Origin of the sequence: Petrimonas mucosa (genome assembly GCF_900095795.1) — a bacterium.
In the GTDB taxonomy this organism is placed as follows: domain Bacteria; phylum Bacteroidota; class Bacteroidia; order Bacteroidales; family Dysgonomonadaceae; genus Petrimonas; species Petrimonas mucosa.
This window is the reverse complement of sequence record NZ_LT608328.1, coordinates 2,504,515-2,517,421: the sequence shown is the minus strand read 5'-3', so window position 1 is coordinate 2,517,421 and position 12,907 is coordinate 2,504,515. Positions and strand designations below refer to the sequence as shown.

9 protein-coding genes and 2 tRNA genes are annotated in these 12,907 nt (G+C 48.9%); 6 read left to right on the top strand and 5 right to left on the bottom strand.

Going from position 1 to position 12,907, the window contains the following annotated elements; genetic code table 11:
• Positions 1 to 7 precede the first annotated feature (7 nt).
• The 3 genes from ING2E5A_RS10110 to ING2E5A_RS10100 are packed head-to-tail and all read left to right on the top strand — an operon-like array spanning position 8 to position 4,975.
• A complete protein-coding gene (locus ING2E5A_RS10110) occupies positions 8 to 1,216 on the top strand; it encodes a glycoside hydrolase family 76 protein (RefSeq protein ID WP_071137299.1) in 1,209 nt (402 codons plus the stop codon).
• A 60-nt stretch (positions 1,217 to 1,276) separates the two neighbouring features.
• Positions 1,277 to 2,671 carry a glycoside hydrolase family 125 protein gene (locus ING2E5A_RS10105; protein WP_231960474.1) on the top strand — a complete coding sequence of 465 codons (1,395 nt, stop codon included), beginning with the start codon at positions 1,277 to 1,279 and terminating at the stop codon, positions 2,669 to 2,671.
• 18 nt (positions 2,672 to 2,689) lie between these two features.
• On the top strand, positions 2,690 to 4,975 hold the full coding sequence (locus ING2E5A_RS10100; protein WP_092031432.1) for a GH92 family glycosyl hydrolase: 2,286 nt from the start codon (positions 2,690 to 2,692) through the stop codon (positions 4,973 to 4,975).
• Between the two features lie 35 nt (positions 4,976 to 5,010).
• Here the strand turns inward: ING2E5A_RS10100 and ING2E5A_RS10095 are convergent, their stop codons facing one another.
• On the bottom strand, positions 5,011 to 5,475 hold the full coding sequence (locus ING2E5A_RS10095; RefSeq protein WP_071137296.1) for a septal ring lytic transglycosylase RlpA family protein: 465 nt from the start codon (positions 5,473 to 5,475) through the stop codon (positions 5,011 to 5,013).
• 157 nt (positions 5,476 to 5,632) lie between these two features.
• Positions 5,633 to 5,708 (bottom strand) — tRNA-Met (locus ING2E5A_RS10090).
• A gap of 114 nt (positions 5,709 to 5,822) precedes the next feature.
• Between ING2E5A_RS10090 and ING2E5A_RS10085 the strand changes: the two genes are divergently transcribed.
• The 3 genes from ING2E5A_RS10085 to ING2E5A_RS10075 all read left to right on the top strand — a co-directional run bounded on the left by ING2E5A_RS10085 (position 5,823) and on the right by ING2E5A_RS10075 (position 9,054).
• Positions 5,823 to 6,566: a polyprenol monophosphomannose synthase gene (locus ING2E5A_RS10085; protein WP_071138312.1), complete on the top strand. Its 744-nt coding sequence runs from the start codon at positions 5,823 to 5,825 to the stop codon at positions 6,564 to 6,566.
• Positions 6,563 to 7,903: a dihydroorotase gene (locus ING2E5A_RS10080; protein WP_071138313.1), complete on the top strand. Its 1,341-nt coding sequence runs from the start codon at positions 6,563 to 6,565 to the stop codon at positions 7,901 to 7,903. The genes ING2E5A_RS10085 and ING2E5A_RS10080 overlap by 4 nt, the downstream gene beginning before the upstream one ends.
• A gap of 71 nt (positions 7,904 to 7,974) precedes the next feature.
• Positions 7,975 to 9,054, top strand: coding sequence for a glycosyltransferase family protein (locus ING2E5A_RS10075; RefSeq protein WP_071137295.1), 1,080 nt, complete (start codon positions 7,975 to 7,977; stop codon positions 9,052 to 9,054).
• A 46-nt stretch (positions 9,055 to 9,100) separates the two neighbouring features.
• Here the strand turns inward: ING2E5A_RS10075 and ING2E5A_RS10070 are convergent.
• The 3 genes from ING2E5A_RS10070 to secDF form a co-directional block, all read right to left on the bottom strand.
• Positions 9,101 to 9,173: transfer RNA gene (locus tag ING2E5A_RS10070), tRNA-Thr, on the bottom strand.
• Positions 9,174 to 9,718: 545 nt separating this feature from the next.
• Positions 9,719 to 9,862, bottom strand: coding sequence for a hypothetical protein (locus ING2E5A_RS15355; protein WP_154670075.1), 144 nt, complete (start codon positions 9,860 to 9,862; stop codon positions 9,719 to 9,721).
• A 24-nt stretch (positions 9,863 to 9,886) separates the two neighbouring features.
• Entirely contained in the window at positions 9,887 to 12,775 is a 2,889-nt protein-coding gene (secDF, locus tag ING2E5A_RS10065; protein ID WP_071137294.1) for a protein translocase subunit SecDF, read from the bottom strand.
• Positions 12,776 to 12,907 lie beyond the last annotated feature (132 nt).

Sequence of the window (12,907 nt, the reverse complement as noted above, 5' to 3'; positions counted from 1 at the left end):
ATATCTGATGGTTGGCAAAAGTACGCCGCTCTCTCTCCTTGTCTTATCTACCCTGTTACTCTTCACAACCCATGCCTCTCCCCAAGGAGGGCGTGTTTTGGGGATAGGAAATGAAATGGAGATAGCCGGCAATATCCTCGACAATATATTGCACCTTTATGATGTGCCCGAACATGGACTGTTATCGGAAACCTATCCGGTAAATCCCGACCATAAAGTGAATTATCTGGCGGAAGGAAGCGTGCAGAGACAGCATCAGGAGGTCTCCTTCCTTTGGCCCTATTCGGGCCTCCTCTCCGGAGTGGTTGCACTCTATGCCAATACGCAGGAGAAGAGATACCTCGATCTGCTGGAAGAGCGACTGCTGCCCGGGTTGGAGAAGTACCGCGATACAACGAGACAACCCGTAGGGTATCAGTCCTATCCCCTATTTGCGGGACATAGTGACCGCTTCTATGACGATAATGTATGGCTGGCTCTCGACTTCTGTACGCTATATGGTGCCACCCAAAACAGGAAATATCTCGACAAGGCGCTGGAGATATATGAGTTTGTATACAGCGGATGGGACGATAACCTCGGTGGTGGAATCTACTGGTGCGAGCAAAACAGAGGAAGCAAGAATACATGTTCCAATGCACCGTCGGCAGTACTTTGCGCCAGGTTGTACAGCTTGACCGGTAAGGAGGAGTTCCTGTTACGTGCAGTGGAGACCTACCGTTGGACAAAAAAGAACCTGCTCGATCCTTCCGACCATGTTTACTGGGATAATGTTTCACTTGACGGGAAGACCGATAAGCGGAAGTATACCTACAACAGTGGGGAGATGATTGAGGCGGGAGTGCTGCTCTACCGGATAACCGGCAACAGCACCTATCTGGAAGATGCCCGGAAGACAGCATCGGGAGTTTACCGTCACTTTACAACAATGGAGCCCACCGTAAAAGGTGATCAGCTCTTCTACCCAGATTCTCCTTGGTTTAACGTGATACTTTTCAGGGGATTGAAGGCGCTTTACCTTGAGGATGGGGAGAAGCGGTATGTCCAGTTGATGATTGATAATGCCCATTTCGCATGGGCCCATTCCTTAGATGAGAATAATCTGCTTGGAAAAGAGTGGAATAGACGTTCGGATCAACGCCATAAATGGTTGCTCGATAATGCATGCATGATTGAACTGTTTGCGGAGATAGCCGATATTGTAACAACCAATTAAAATATAGAGATGACATCAAGAAGAGAATTTATAAAGAAGAGTGCCCTTGGGTTCACGGCAATGGCTGTAACTCCCTCGTGGGCAGTGGAGAGAAATGACAGAACGGTCCGGTCGGCAAAATATGTGTCGAAACGACCACCTGTCTCCGAAAGGAAATTTGTTTCCAAGGCAGTGGAGGCTACCATAGCAAGGGTTAAACCGAAGATCAAGGATGAGAAACTGGCCTGGATGTTCGAAAACTGTTTTCCCAATACGTTGGACACTACCGTCAACTTCTCGGTGAGAGATGGGATGCCGGATACCTTTGTGATTACAGGTGATATCGATGCCATGTGGCTTCGTGACTCCTCTGCACAGGTCTGGCCATACCTTCCACTGATGAAGGATGATGACCGGCTCAGGCAGATGATTGCCGGTGTTATCCGTCGTCAGACACAATGCATCCTGATCGACCCCTATGCGAATGCCTTTTACCCGGAGCCCAATCCCAAAGGTGAATGGATAACGGATAAGACCGATATGAAACCGGAGGTACATGAACGCAAATGGGAGATCGACTCGCTCTGCTATCCTATTCGGCTGGCGTATCACTACTGGAAGCTGACCAACGACCGCTCAGTTTTCGACGGCGATTGGCAGAAGGCCATGGTTTCCGTGCTGAAAACCTTCAAGGAGCAACAGCGAAAAGAGAATCACGGGCCATACAGTTTTCTGCGCGTTACGGACCGTCAACTGGATACCCTCAACAACGGTGGGATGGGAAATCCGGTGAACCCCGTAGGACTGATCGTATCTTCGTTCCGTCCTTCGGATGATGCCACGACATTCGGGTTCCTTATCCCATCCAATATGTTTGCCGTAACCTCACTGAGACAGTTGGAGGAGATCTCCGGTCTGGTAACCGCTGATACCCGATTTGCCCAGGAGTGCAAGTCGCTCGCCGATGAAGTGGAGGCAGCGATCAGAAAATATGCAGTTACTCATCATCCCAATCATGGGGAGATCTACGCTTTTGAGGTGGATGGATTTGGGAATTATTACCTGATGGACGATGCCAATGTTCCCAGTTTGCTGGCTATCCCTTACCTGTGTGGAGCTTCTGCCGATGATGCAATCTACCGCAACACCCGAAACTATGTCCTGAGCAAGGACAATCCCTATTTCTTCAGCGGAACGGCTGGCGAGGGGATAGGGGGACCGCATGTAGGTTACGATATGATCTGGCCCATGAGTATTATCCTGAGGGCGATGACAAGCCGTAGTGACGATGAAATCCGGCATTGTATCCGGATGCTGCGAGATACCGATGCCGACACCGGATTTATGCATGAATCTTTTCACAAGAACAATCCCGCCAAATTTACACGATCGTGGTTTGCGTGGGTAAACACGCTATTTGGTGAATTGATCCTCAAGTTGGAGAAAGAGAATAAGATGGATTTATTAATCTGCTAACCTAAAAAAGAGAGAATGATGAAAATCAAATCACTGTTTTTCTTCCTGTTATTGAGTGTTTGTCTAGCAGTCGCTCAGGACAGGTCCGAGCCGGTTGATTATGTAAGTATCCTGGTTGGAACCCAGTCCAAGTTTGAACTTTCCAATGGCAACACCTATCCTGCCATCGCCCGCCCCTGGGGAATGAATTTCTGGACACCACAGACCGGAAAGATGGGTGATGGCTGGGTCTACCGTTACGATGCCGACAAGATTCGAGGATTCAAGCAAACGCATCAGCCGAGTCCCTGGATAAACGATTACGGACAGTTCTCGATCATGCCGGTTGTCGGCAAGACAGTTTTTGCCGAAGATGAGCGTGCCAGCTGGTTTTCGCACAAGGCTGAGATTGCCAGGCCCTACTACTACAGCGTCTATCTGGCCGATCATGATGTGACCACCGAAATCACACCCACTGAACGTGCGGCCATTTTCCGTTTCACCTACCCTGAAACCGCGGATGCAAACCTGATTATCGATGCTTTCGATAAAGGATCTTCGGTGGAGATTATTCCAGAAAAGAATGCAGTTATCGGCTATACTACCCGAAATAGCGGCGGGGTTCCCGAAAATTTCAAAAACTACTTCGTAATTGTTTTCGATAAGCCGTTCCAGACATCTTTCGACGTAAGGGATGGCGCCGTATTGAAAGGAAAAGCGGATCAATCGCACAGCAATCATTCCGGAGCGATTGTCAAGTTCCAGACAAAGCGCGGTGAACAGATTGTTGCACGTGTTGCATCATCATTTATCAGTTACGACCAGGCATGGCAAAACTTGAAAGAGGTGGAATCGAAAAGTTTCGAATCGGTTGTGGAAGAAGGACGCCAAGCATGGAACGATGTGCTGGGCAGGATCGAGATCGAGGACAGCAATATCGACAATAAACGGACCTTCTATTCCACCCTCTACCGTTCCACACTCTTTCCCCGCAAGTTCTACGAGATCGATGCCCAGGGGAAAGTGGTTCACTATAGTCCCTACAACGGTCAGGTGCTTCCCGGATACATGTATACCGATACAGGCTTCTGGGATACCTTCCGCTCCCTCTTTCCGCTGCTCAACCTGATCTATCCGTCGGTAAACCGGGAGATACAGGAGGGGCTGGTCAACACCTACAAGGAGAGCGGCTTTCTGCCCGAATGGGCCAGCCCCGGACACCGGGGGTGCATGATCGGAAACAACTCGGCTTCGATCGTGGCTGACGCTTACCTGAAAGGATTACGGGGTTACGATATCGAGACGCTCTATGAGGCAATGATTCACGGAACGAAGAACGTTCATCCCGAAGTCTCTTCTACCGGTAGGCTAGGTCACGAATATTACAATACCCTCGGTTATGTCCCTTACGATGTAAAGATCAATGAGAATGCGGCGCGAACCTTGGAGTATGCCTATGCCGACTGGACCATATATCGTCTGGCCAAAGCGTTGAACCGTCCCAAGGAAGAGATCGACCTCTTTGCAAAACGGAGCCAGAACTACAGAAATCTCTTCTCACCCGAGTACAACCTGATGAGGGGAAAGAACAAGGATGGCACGTTCCAGTCGCCCTTCAGTCCCACCAAATGGGGTGACGCCTTTACCGAGGGCAACAGCTGGCACTACACCTGGTCGGTTTTCCACGACCCGCAGGGGCTGATTGACCTGATGGGGGGGAAACGGGTGTTTGTAAACATGCTCGATTCGGTATTCAAGATGCCGCCGGTTTTCGACGACAGCTATTACGGTTTTCCAATACATGAGATCCGGGAGATGCAGATCATGAACATGGGACAGTATGCTCATGGAAACCAGCCCATTCAACATATGGTATATCTCTACAACTACGCCGGCGAACCCTGGAAGACGCAATACTGGGCCCGTGAGGTGATGGATAAGCTCTACACTTCGGCACCCGACGGTTATTGCGGGGATGAGGACAATGGACAGACATCGGCCTGGTTTGTCTTCTCGGCCATGGGCTTTTATCCTGTCTGCCCCGGAAGCGATGAATATATCCTCGGCTCGCCGCTGTTTGAGAAGATGACCGTACACCTTGAAAACGGGAAAAGCATGCAGATAAATGCGCCCGGAAACAGTAAGTCGACCCGCTATATCGAGGAGTTCAGACTGAACGGAAAGAACTATACCCGAAACTATCTGCGGCATCAGGATTTGATGGATGGTGCCCGCATCAATCTTCGCATGTCCGACAAACCCAATACGACAAGGGGAACGAAGTCATCCGATTTTCCATACTCATTCTCCAACGAGAAGAGGTGAGTTTGGCAAGAGAAATAAACAAAAAGTGCGGAGGGTTACTTCAGCACTTTTTGTTTCTCTATCTTCAAGCATTTGCCGGTAGGAGGTGGAACATTTATCGATATACTCCTGAAATCAAAAACAAACGGCATGAATCTCGACATATCCCAGACCCATTCGCGAAGCTCTACCGTGTTGACACCCTTATGGAGAATGTCGAGCTGCTTTGCGGCGGCGTACGACAGGTCGATGATCTTGTTGCGTGAAAAGGGGCCGCGATCGGTTACCTCTACCAAAACCTTCTTCCCGTTTTCGGGGTTAAGTACTTCCAGGATGGTTCCGAAAGGATAGGTCCTGTGTGCGCAGGTCATGCTGTCTCTGTGATAGGGCACGCCACTGGATGTTTTGCGACCGTGGAATTTGTCGGCATAATAGGTCGCATTTCCTGTTTGCTGTGCAAAGGTATAGCCATTTAACGTTATTGTAAACAGAATGATAATAAAAAAGAATAACTTTTTCATTCTCCCTTGTTTTGATTTTCACACTGCAAATGTATAAAAAAAAAGTTATTCATAGCCATTTCCCCTCATTTCTTCGCTCCATGTGAAAGTTACTCTCCACTCCCACAACCAGGGAGACAAATAAAAAAGCCGTCTCAAATTTGAGACGGCTACCTTTTGGTTGCGGAGATAGGACTCGAACCTATGACCTTTGGGTTATGAGCCCAACGAGCTACCAACTGCTCCACTCCGCGATCTGTTTTCATTAAGTGGGTGCAAAGATACGCCATTTTTTTATACAAAACAAATTTTTTTGCCTCTTTTTTTTCTGCGATAAAATGTATACTTTTGATATAAATTTTAATTTCATGTCCGACAGTCTTGTAATTATACCAACCTACAACGAGAAAGAGAATATCGAGAACATAATCCGGGCTGTTTTCGGTTTATCAAAACCATTTGATATACTTGTCATCGACGACGGGTCACCCGATGGAACTGCAGCCATTGTGCACCGGCTGGCCGAAACGGAATTTTCCGACCGGCTTTTCATTGAGGAGCGAACCGGGAAATTGGGTCTCGGGACAGCCTATATTCACGGCTTCAAATGGGCCCTTCGCCGTACATACGACTATATTTTCGAGATGGATGCCGATTTTTCCCACAATCCCGACGACCTGCCCAGACTCTATGCCGCATGTCACGATGAGGGATTCGACATGTCGATAGGCTCGCGCTACTGCACCGGAGTAAACGTGGTGAACTGGCCCATTGGACGTGTGCTCATGTCCTATTTCGCCTCGAAGTATGTTCAGTTGATAACGGGAGTCGCCATCAAGGATACCACTGCCGGATTTGTATGCTACAGGCGGAAGGTGCTGGAAACTATCAATCTTGACGAAATCAGGTTCAAGGGGTATGCTTTCCAGATCGAGATGAAATATACGACTTGTACATTGGGATTCAAGATAAAGGAGGTATCGGTCATATTTGTCAACCGACAGTTGGGAGTATCCAAAATGAACAGCAGCATCTTTGGTGAGGCCTTTTTTGGCGTCATGAACCTGCGGTGGAGAAAGATTACTGGAAAAATCAAACCGAGACAACAATGATACTCATTCATCAGGCACTTATTATCAACGAAGGCCGGTCTTTTACCGGATCGGTGCTCATTGAGGGTGAGCGGATCTCGAAACTGTTTGAGAACGGGGTTCCCGAAAGCATTCTTCAGCAGTGCGACGAGATTATCGATGCCAGGGGGCTATATCTGATTCCCGGCGTCATCGATGACCAGGTTCATTTCCGCGATCCGGGACTTACACACAAGGGAGATATCCATTCTGAGAGCCGGGCGGCCGTAGCGGGGGGAGTAACCTCATACATGGAGATGCCCAATACCCAGCCACAGACCACAACGATTGACGCCCTGCATGAAAAGTTCGATCTGGCCAGCCAGCGCTCTGTTGCAAATTTCTCGTTCTACCTGGGTGCTACAAACGACAATATCAGGGAGCTAATAAGAGTCGACAAAAAAAATGTCTGCGGCGTAAAGGTATTTATGGGGGCCTCTACCGGGAACATGTTGGTGGATAACCACAAGACACTGCAGCGGATATTTGCCGAAGTCGATACGCTTATCGCCACACACTGCGAGAAGGAGGAGATTATCCGTGACAATATGGATAGTTTTAGGAAAAAATTTGGAGAAGATATTCCAGTTGAGTACCATCCGGCCATTCGCAGCGAGGAGGCCTGTTACCGCTCCTCGGGCGAGGCGGTTGAACTTGCCGACAAATATGGTTCCCGTTTGCATGTGCTGCATCTCTCCACCGCCCGTGAAATGACCCTGTTCAGCAACTCCCCTTTGGCAGGAAAGAAGATAACGGCAGAGGTGTGTGTACACCACCTCTGGTTTACCGACGCCGATTATGCGCGGTTGGGTGCACGGATAAAGTGGAATCCTGCGGTGAAGGGAGAGACCGACCGTGATGCGTTGCGTGCCGCCCTGAGATCGGGAAAGCTTGATGTTGTCGCCACCGATCATGCTCCACATCTGTTGAGCGAGAAGAGTGGCGGATGCCTGAAGGCTGCATCCGGTGGCCCGTTGGTACAGCATTCGCTTCAGGCCATGCTGGAGTTGGCCTCTCAGGGAGTATTCACGAAGGAGTTTGTGGTTGAAAAGATGTCACATGCACCGGCCGACCTATTTCAGGTAATGGAGCGTGGATATGTCCGGGAGGGCTATTTTGCCGATCTGGTACTGGTGAACCCCGATAAACCTTATACCGTAGAGAAGGAGAATATCCTCTACAAGTGTGGCTGGTCGCCATTCGAAGGAGATACATTCCGGCACACTGTAGAGAAGACCTTTGTCAACGGAAACCTGGTATATGACAACGGTAGTGTGATTGAATCGGCATTTGGGAAGGCATTGACATTCGACCGGTAAATCGGCCGCCGCTTATGGTCCCGATATGGCAATAATTTTATACCTTTGCGCCAAATCAAGAAGTAACAACTGTGAGATTCCTATTTACTGTACAAGGCGAGGGTAGGGGACACTTTACGCAATCGCTTGCATTGGCGTCCATGTTGAGAAAGCATGGACATGAAGTGGTAGCCGTGCTGGTGGGGAAAGACGACTCACGGCAGATTCCCCGGTTTTATCTCGAAAAGATCGAAGCTCCCGTTTTTGATTTCAGAAGTCCCAATTTCACTGCGCTATACAAGCAGAAGCGACCGAACCTGGTGTTGAGTGTCATCGGAAACTTTCTGCAGTCGTTTATCTTCAGAAGGAGCATACTCTTTGTCAAATCGAAGATTCTGGAATATCGTCCCGATGTAGTGGTCAATTTCTACGAGATGATTACCGGACTGGCCTTCAGGACCTACCGGTTCGACAAGAAACTGAATGTGAAGCTGATCAGCATCGCACACCAGTACATGCTGCTCAACCCCAACCTCAGGACCACCAGCGAACAGGATATCAAGTACTATTTTCTCCGGATGATCACGCGGGTCACCTGCCAGTGCTCTTCCAAGATCCTGGCACTCTCGCTCCGCGAAATGCCCGGGTGTGAAGAGAAGAACCTGGTGGTGGTGCCGCCGCTACTCAGACCGGAGGTATTTAGCTATGAACCCGCCGAAGGGAATTATATCCACGGCTATATGATCAATACCGGTTACTATGAGGAGGTGCTCGACTGGCATACCAAGAATCCCCAGGTACCGCTCCGTTTCTTTTGGGACAAGAAGGATGCCGATGATGTGACGGTGATTGATGAGAACCTGATGTTATACAGGATCAACGACGATCTCTTCCTGAAAAGCATGGCGGGCTGTATGGCATATGCCACCACTTCGGGATTCGAATCGATCTGCGAGGCGCTCTATTACAGAAAACCGATCCTGATGATTCCCGTCCATGTAGAACAGGAGTTTAACGCTTATGATGCCAGTCTCTCCGGAGCAGGTATCAGCAGCTCCAAGTTCAAGCTCAACAAACTGCTCAACTTTATACCGAATTATCGTCCCGATGAGTGTTTTAGAGAGTGGGTGCACCAGGCGGAAGACCGTTTTATCCGGGAGATCTGTCCCTAAAACTGAAAAAGCCTCCGGTGCATCGCACCAAAGGCATTTCTTCGAGAGCCACAAGCGAGATTCGAACTCGCGACCGACGCGTTACGAATGCGTTACTCTACCAACTGAGCTATTGTGGCAATCTTTCGGGTTGCAAAATTAAAAAAAATTACCGAAACCCGAACCATTTTCCCCAACTTTTTATTGAACGTATGGGGAGAGATCCAATTCCCAAAAGAGATTGTTTTTGAAATAGTAGAGCAGATTCCCCGTCAAAAAGTTACCCGCTATTTGGCGGAATCTGCATCAAGATACTTCTTGGGCTGTTGCTGACAACAATATCCTCAGGCTTCCATCGGCAAGAGAGTAGGTTACAATCTTCTCTTTAAAAACCAGAAAGAGCAGATCGTCCACCACCTGGACGTTGCGGATCTATTCCACTGTTTTCCTATGGGCAGTTCCATGGCATGAACGCCTACATCGGTAGTTATCGGCAGGATAAAATCGGCCAGCATTCAGGTATCGTTCCAGTTGCTGGTCAACTCCAAAGGACTTTCCCATAGCATGTTCCCGTTAGTCAGTCCGATCCCCGAGAGCCGGGTTGACCTACACTACACGGGATAGCCTACACCGATATTCAGCCGATGCCATTGTTGAATCTGCTTCTGCAGCTGGTAACGGTGAGCTAGGTTTTGCCCACGATGGTGTCGCAATGCACAAAAAGATGATCATCTTGAATCGTTAAATCATCTGGAGTAAGGTTGCACAAATCTACTTGAATACAAAATACAAAAAGAACGGGTTGCAGCAATGCAGCCCGTTCTTTCATATTTATTGTGATTGATCTAGGTGATTATCTTTTCAATTCTGCCTGTTTCTCGCGCTGCCTCTTCATGATCGAGTAGGCCACAGGTGAAGCGACGAAGAGACTGGTTACAGTTCCTACAACCACACCAATCAGCATGGCGAAGACGAAACTTCTTACAGCGTCACCTCCAAGGAAAAGTATACAGAAGATCACCAGGATCGTACTCAAACCGGTATTGATGGTACGCGCCAAAACAGCGTTCATCGAGTCGTTGAATATTGCACGCAATTCACGTTTCGGATAGAGCTGGTGTACCTCGCGGAAACGGTCAAATACAACCACCTTGTCGTTGATAGAGTAACCCACGATGGTCAGTATTGCCGCAACAAACGTCTGGTCGATCTCCATGGAGAACGGCATCACCTTCCAGAGAAGTGAATAGAGTCCGATAACGGCAAACGTGTCTACTGCGAGTGCGGCAACCGTACCTACTGAGAATGCCCAGTTACGGAATCGGGCAAAGATGTAGATACCCATACAGATCAGCGCGATGGTAAGCGCAAGGAATGCGTTCTTCATCGTGTCCTCTGCAACACTTGGTCCCACCTTCTGCGAACTCAATATATGGTCGCTGATGCTGTTGCCCGGGGTGATATACTCTTTCAAGCCTTGTCCCAGCAGCGAAACCAGATCCTCTTCCACTGTCGCACTTTCGGAGTCGATCATGTAGTTGGTTGAGATACGCACCTGATTGCTTGATCCGATCGTGATAACTTGTGCCGATCCACCTAAAACCGGTTGCAGTACCTCTTCGATATCTCCAGTCTTCACCGGCTGATCGAACCGAACGATGTAGTTGCGTCCACCGGTAAAGTCGATACCCGAATTCAGTTTCAGGGTGAAGAGCGAGATGATGCTAACTACAACAAAAATTGCAACTCCCAACAATACCTTCTTGCTGTTGTGGATGAAGTCGAAATTATATACATTAAAGATAGCTTTCGAGAATGCAGTGTTGAAGGTGAGCTTCTGCCACCTGTTCCGGTCGAACTGATACTCGTAAATCAGACGGGTGAGGAAGACAGCGGTGAGGAACGATACGGCGATACCGATGATCAGCGTAACGGCAAACCCTTTGATCGGACCTGTTCCGAAGATCGCCAGGATGATACCGGTGATGATGGTGGTCAGGTTGGAGTCGAGAATGGCAGAGAATGCGTTCTTGTAACCATCTTCCAATGCTTTACGCAGCGATTTTCCATTGGCAAGCTCCTCCTTGATACGTTCGTTGATAAGTACGTTGGCATCCACAGCCATGGCGAGTGAGAGGATCATACCCGCGATACCGGGCAGCGTCAACACTGCCTGGAAAGCTGCCAAGATTCCCAGCGTAAAGAAGAAGTTGACGAGCAATGCTCCGTTGATTACCATGCCCGGGATGAATCCGTACAACAGGCAGGTGAAGATGAAGAGCACGATCAATGCGATGACGAACGAGACAAAACCGTCGTGGATGGCCTCCTTACCCAGCGAGGGACCTACAACGTCTTCCTGGACGATGCGTACACCCGCTTTCATTTTGCCCGACTTCAGCACGTTCTCCAAGTCTCCCGCCTCTTCTGCGGAGAAACGCCCGGAGATCGATGAACGTCCCCCCTCAATACGGTCCTTCACGACAGGTGCCGAGTATACATAACCATCCAGCACGATGGCGATGCACTTGCCCTTCTCTGCTCCAGTGATGGTTGCCCAACGACTGGCACCGGCAGAGTTCATGGTCATGTTCACTTCCCATGCTGAACCCTGCTGGCTCTGGTCGGCCTTGGCATTGGTCACCACATCACCCTCGAGAGCCGGTCCGCGACGGGTTCCGTCACCTTTCAGCGCATAGAGTTCGAAATAGGTTTCGCGCTGGTCGATCGGCTTGAAACCCCACTTGAAACGTACATCGGCCGGGAAAAGATCCTTGTAACGTTGAAGCAGGAAGTTCACTGCGGCAGTGTCGTTTTTTGCAGCCGTTCCAACGATGGGACCAGTGGCTCCGCTCATGGCAAAATAGGGCTGTGCAAAGTATTCAATAAAACTTTTTTCGATTACAGTTTTTCTTTCTTCAGCTTCTGTTGTCTCTGCCACTACAGTGGAATCGGTGGTGGTTGCAGCTCCACGCAGAGCCTGAGCATATTCGGCAGAACGGGTATTTATTTCGTTGAAGAAGGATCCAAGTTCATTTACATTGTAGGTTTTCCAGAACTCCAGGTTGGCGCTTCCCTGCAGGAGGTTGCGGACACGTTCGGGTTCAGTGATGCCCGGCATCTCGATAAGGATACGTTCGGCCTGATCGAGACGTTGGATATTGGGTGCAACCACCCCGAAACGGTCGATACGTGTACGAAGCACATTGAACGAGTTGTCGGCAGCACTTTTCACTTCCTGGCGGAGGACAGCCACCACCTGATCGTTGGTGGCTGTAGGAGCTACCCTGTCGCTCATGGTAATGCTGAAAATATTGGCCAGTTTACCGTTGGGATTTATTCTTTCGTAGTTTTGTCGGAAAAGAGTAACGAAGTCGGACGAGCTACCCTTCCTGTTCTGAACAATGGTCTCCTGCAGGGCCTGGTTGAACTGCGGGTCATCGGTGTTTGCCAGTGCCCTGAGCACCTGGGCCACATCCATCTCCACAATTACGTTCATCCCGCCTTTCAGGTCGAGTCCTAAACCGATCTCTTTTTCACGAATCTGTTTTAATGTGTATCCTAAATAGACTTTCTCGGTAGAAAGTGAATCGAGATACTGATTCTTTAGCTCCAAGTCTCCTTTGGCATACGCTTCGGCTTTTTTATCATATTGTCTACCTACCAAGGTAAAGGATAGGTAAAAGAGACAAATTAGCGTGAGTATGACTGCGAAAACTTTAATAAATCCTTTGTTTTGCATTTCGATATTACGTTAATTATGTGTGTATTAATCTATTTTTTGGGTATTCGTCCGAAAAACATCCCAAAAATAAAGGCATTTGGAATGCCTTTATTTTCAAGCCTGCAAATATACACTTTTTTTGTCTTTTTA

Bases quoted from the DNA above. Each gene is read 5' to 3' on its own strand.
- ING2E5A_RS10110 (WP_071137299.1), top strand. From the start codon at position 8: ATGGTTGGCAAAAGTACGCCGCTCTCTCTCCTTGTCTTATCTACCCTG.
- ING2E5A_RS10105 (WP_231960474.1), top strand. From the start codon at position 1,277: ATGGCTGTAACTCCCTCGTGGGCAGTGGAGAGAAATGACAGAACGGTC.
- ING2E5A_RS10100 (WP_092031432.1), top strand. From the start codon at position 2,690: ATGAAAATCAAATCACTGTTTTTCTTCCTGTTATTGAGTGTTTGTCTA.
- ING2E5A_RS10095 (WP_071137296.1), bottom strand. From the start codon at position 5,475: ATGAAAAAGTTATTCTTTTTTATTATCATTCTGTTTACAATAACGTTA.
- ING2E5A_RS10085 (WP_071138312.1), top strand. From the start codon at position 5,823: ATGTCCGACAGTCTTGTAATTATACCAACCTACAACGAGAAAGAGAAT.
- ING2E5A_RS10080 (WP_071138313.1), top strand. From the start codon at position 6,563: ATGATACTCATTCATCAGGCACTTATTATCAACGAAGGCCGGTCTTTT.
- ING2E5A_RS15355 (WP_154670075.1), bottom strand. From the start codon at position 9,862: ATGAAAGAACGGGCTGCATTGCTGCAACCCGTTCTTTTTGTATTTTGT.
- secDF (WP_071137294.1), bottom strand. From the start codon at position 12,775: ATGCAAAACAAAGGATTTATTAAAGTTTTCGCAGTCATACTCACGCTA.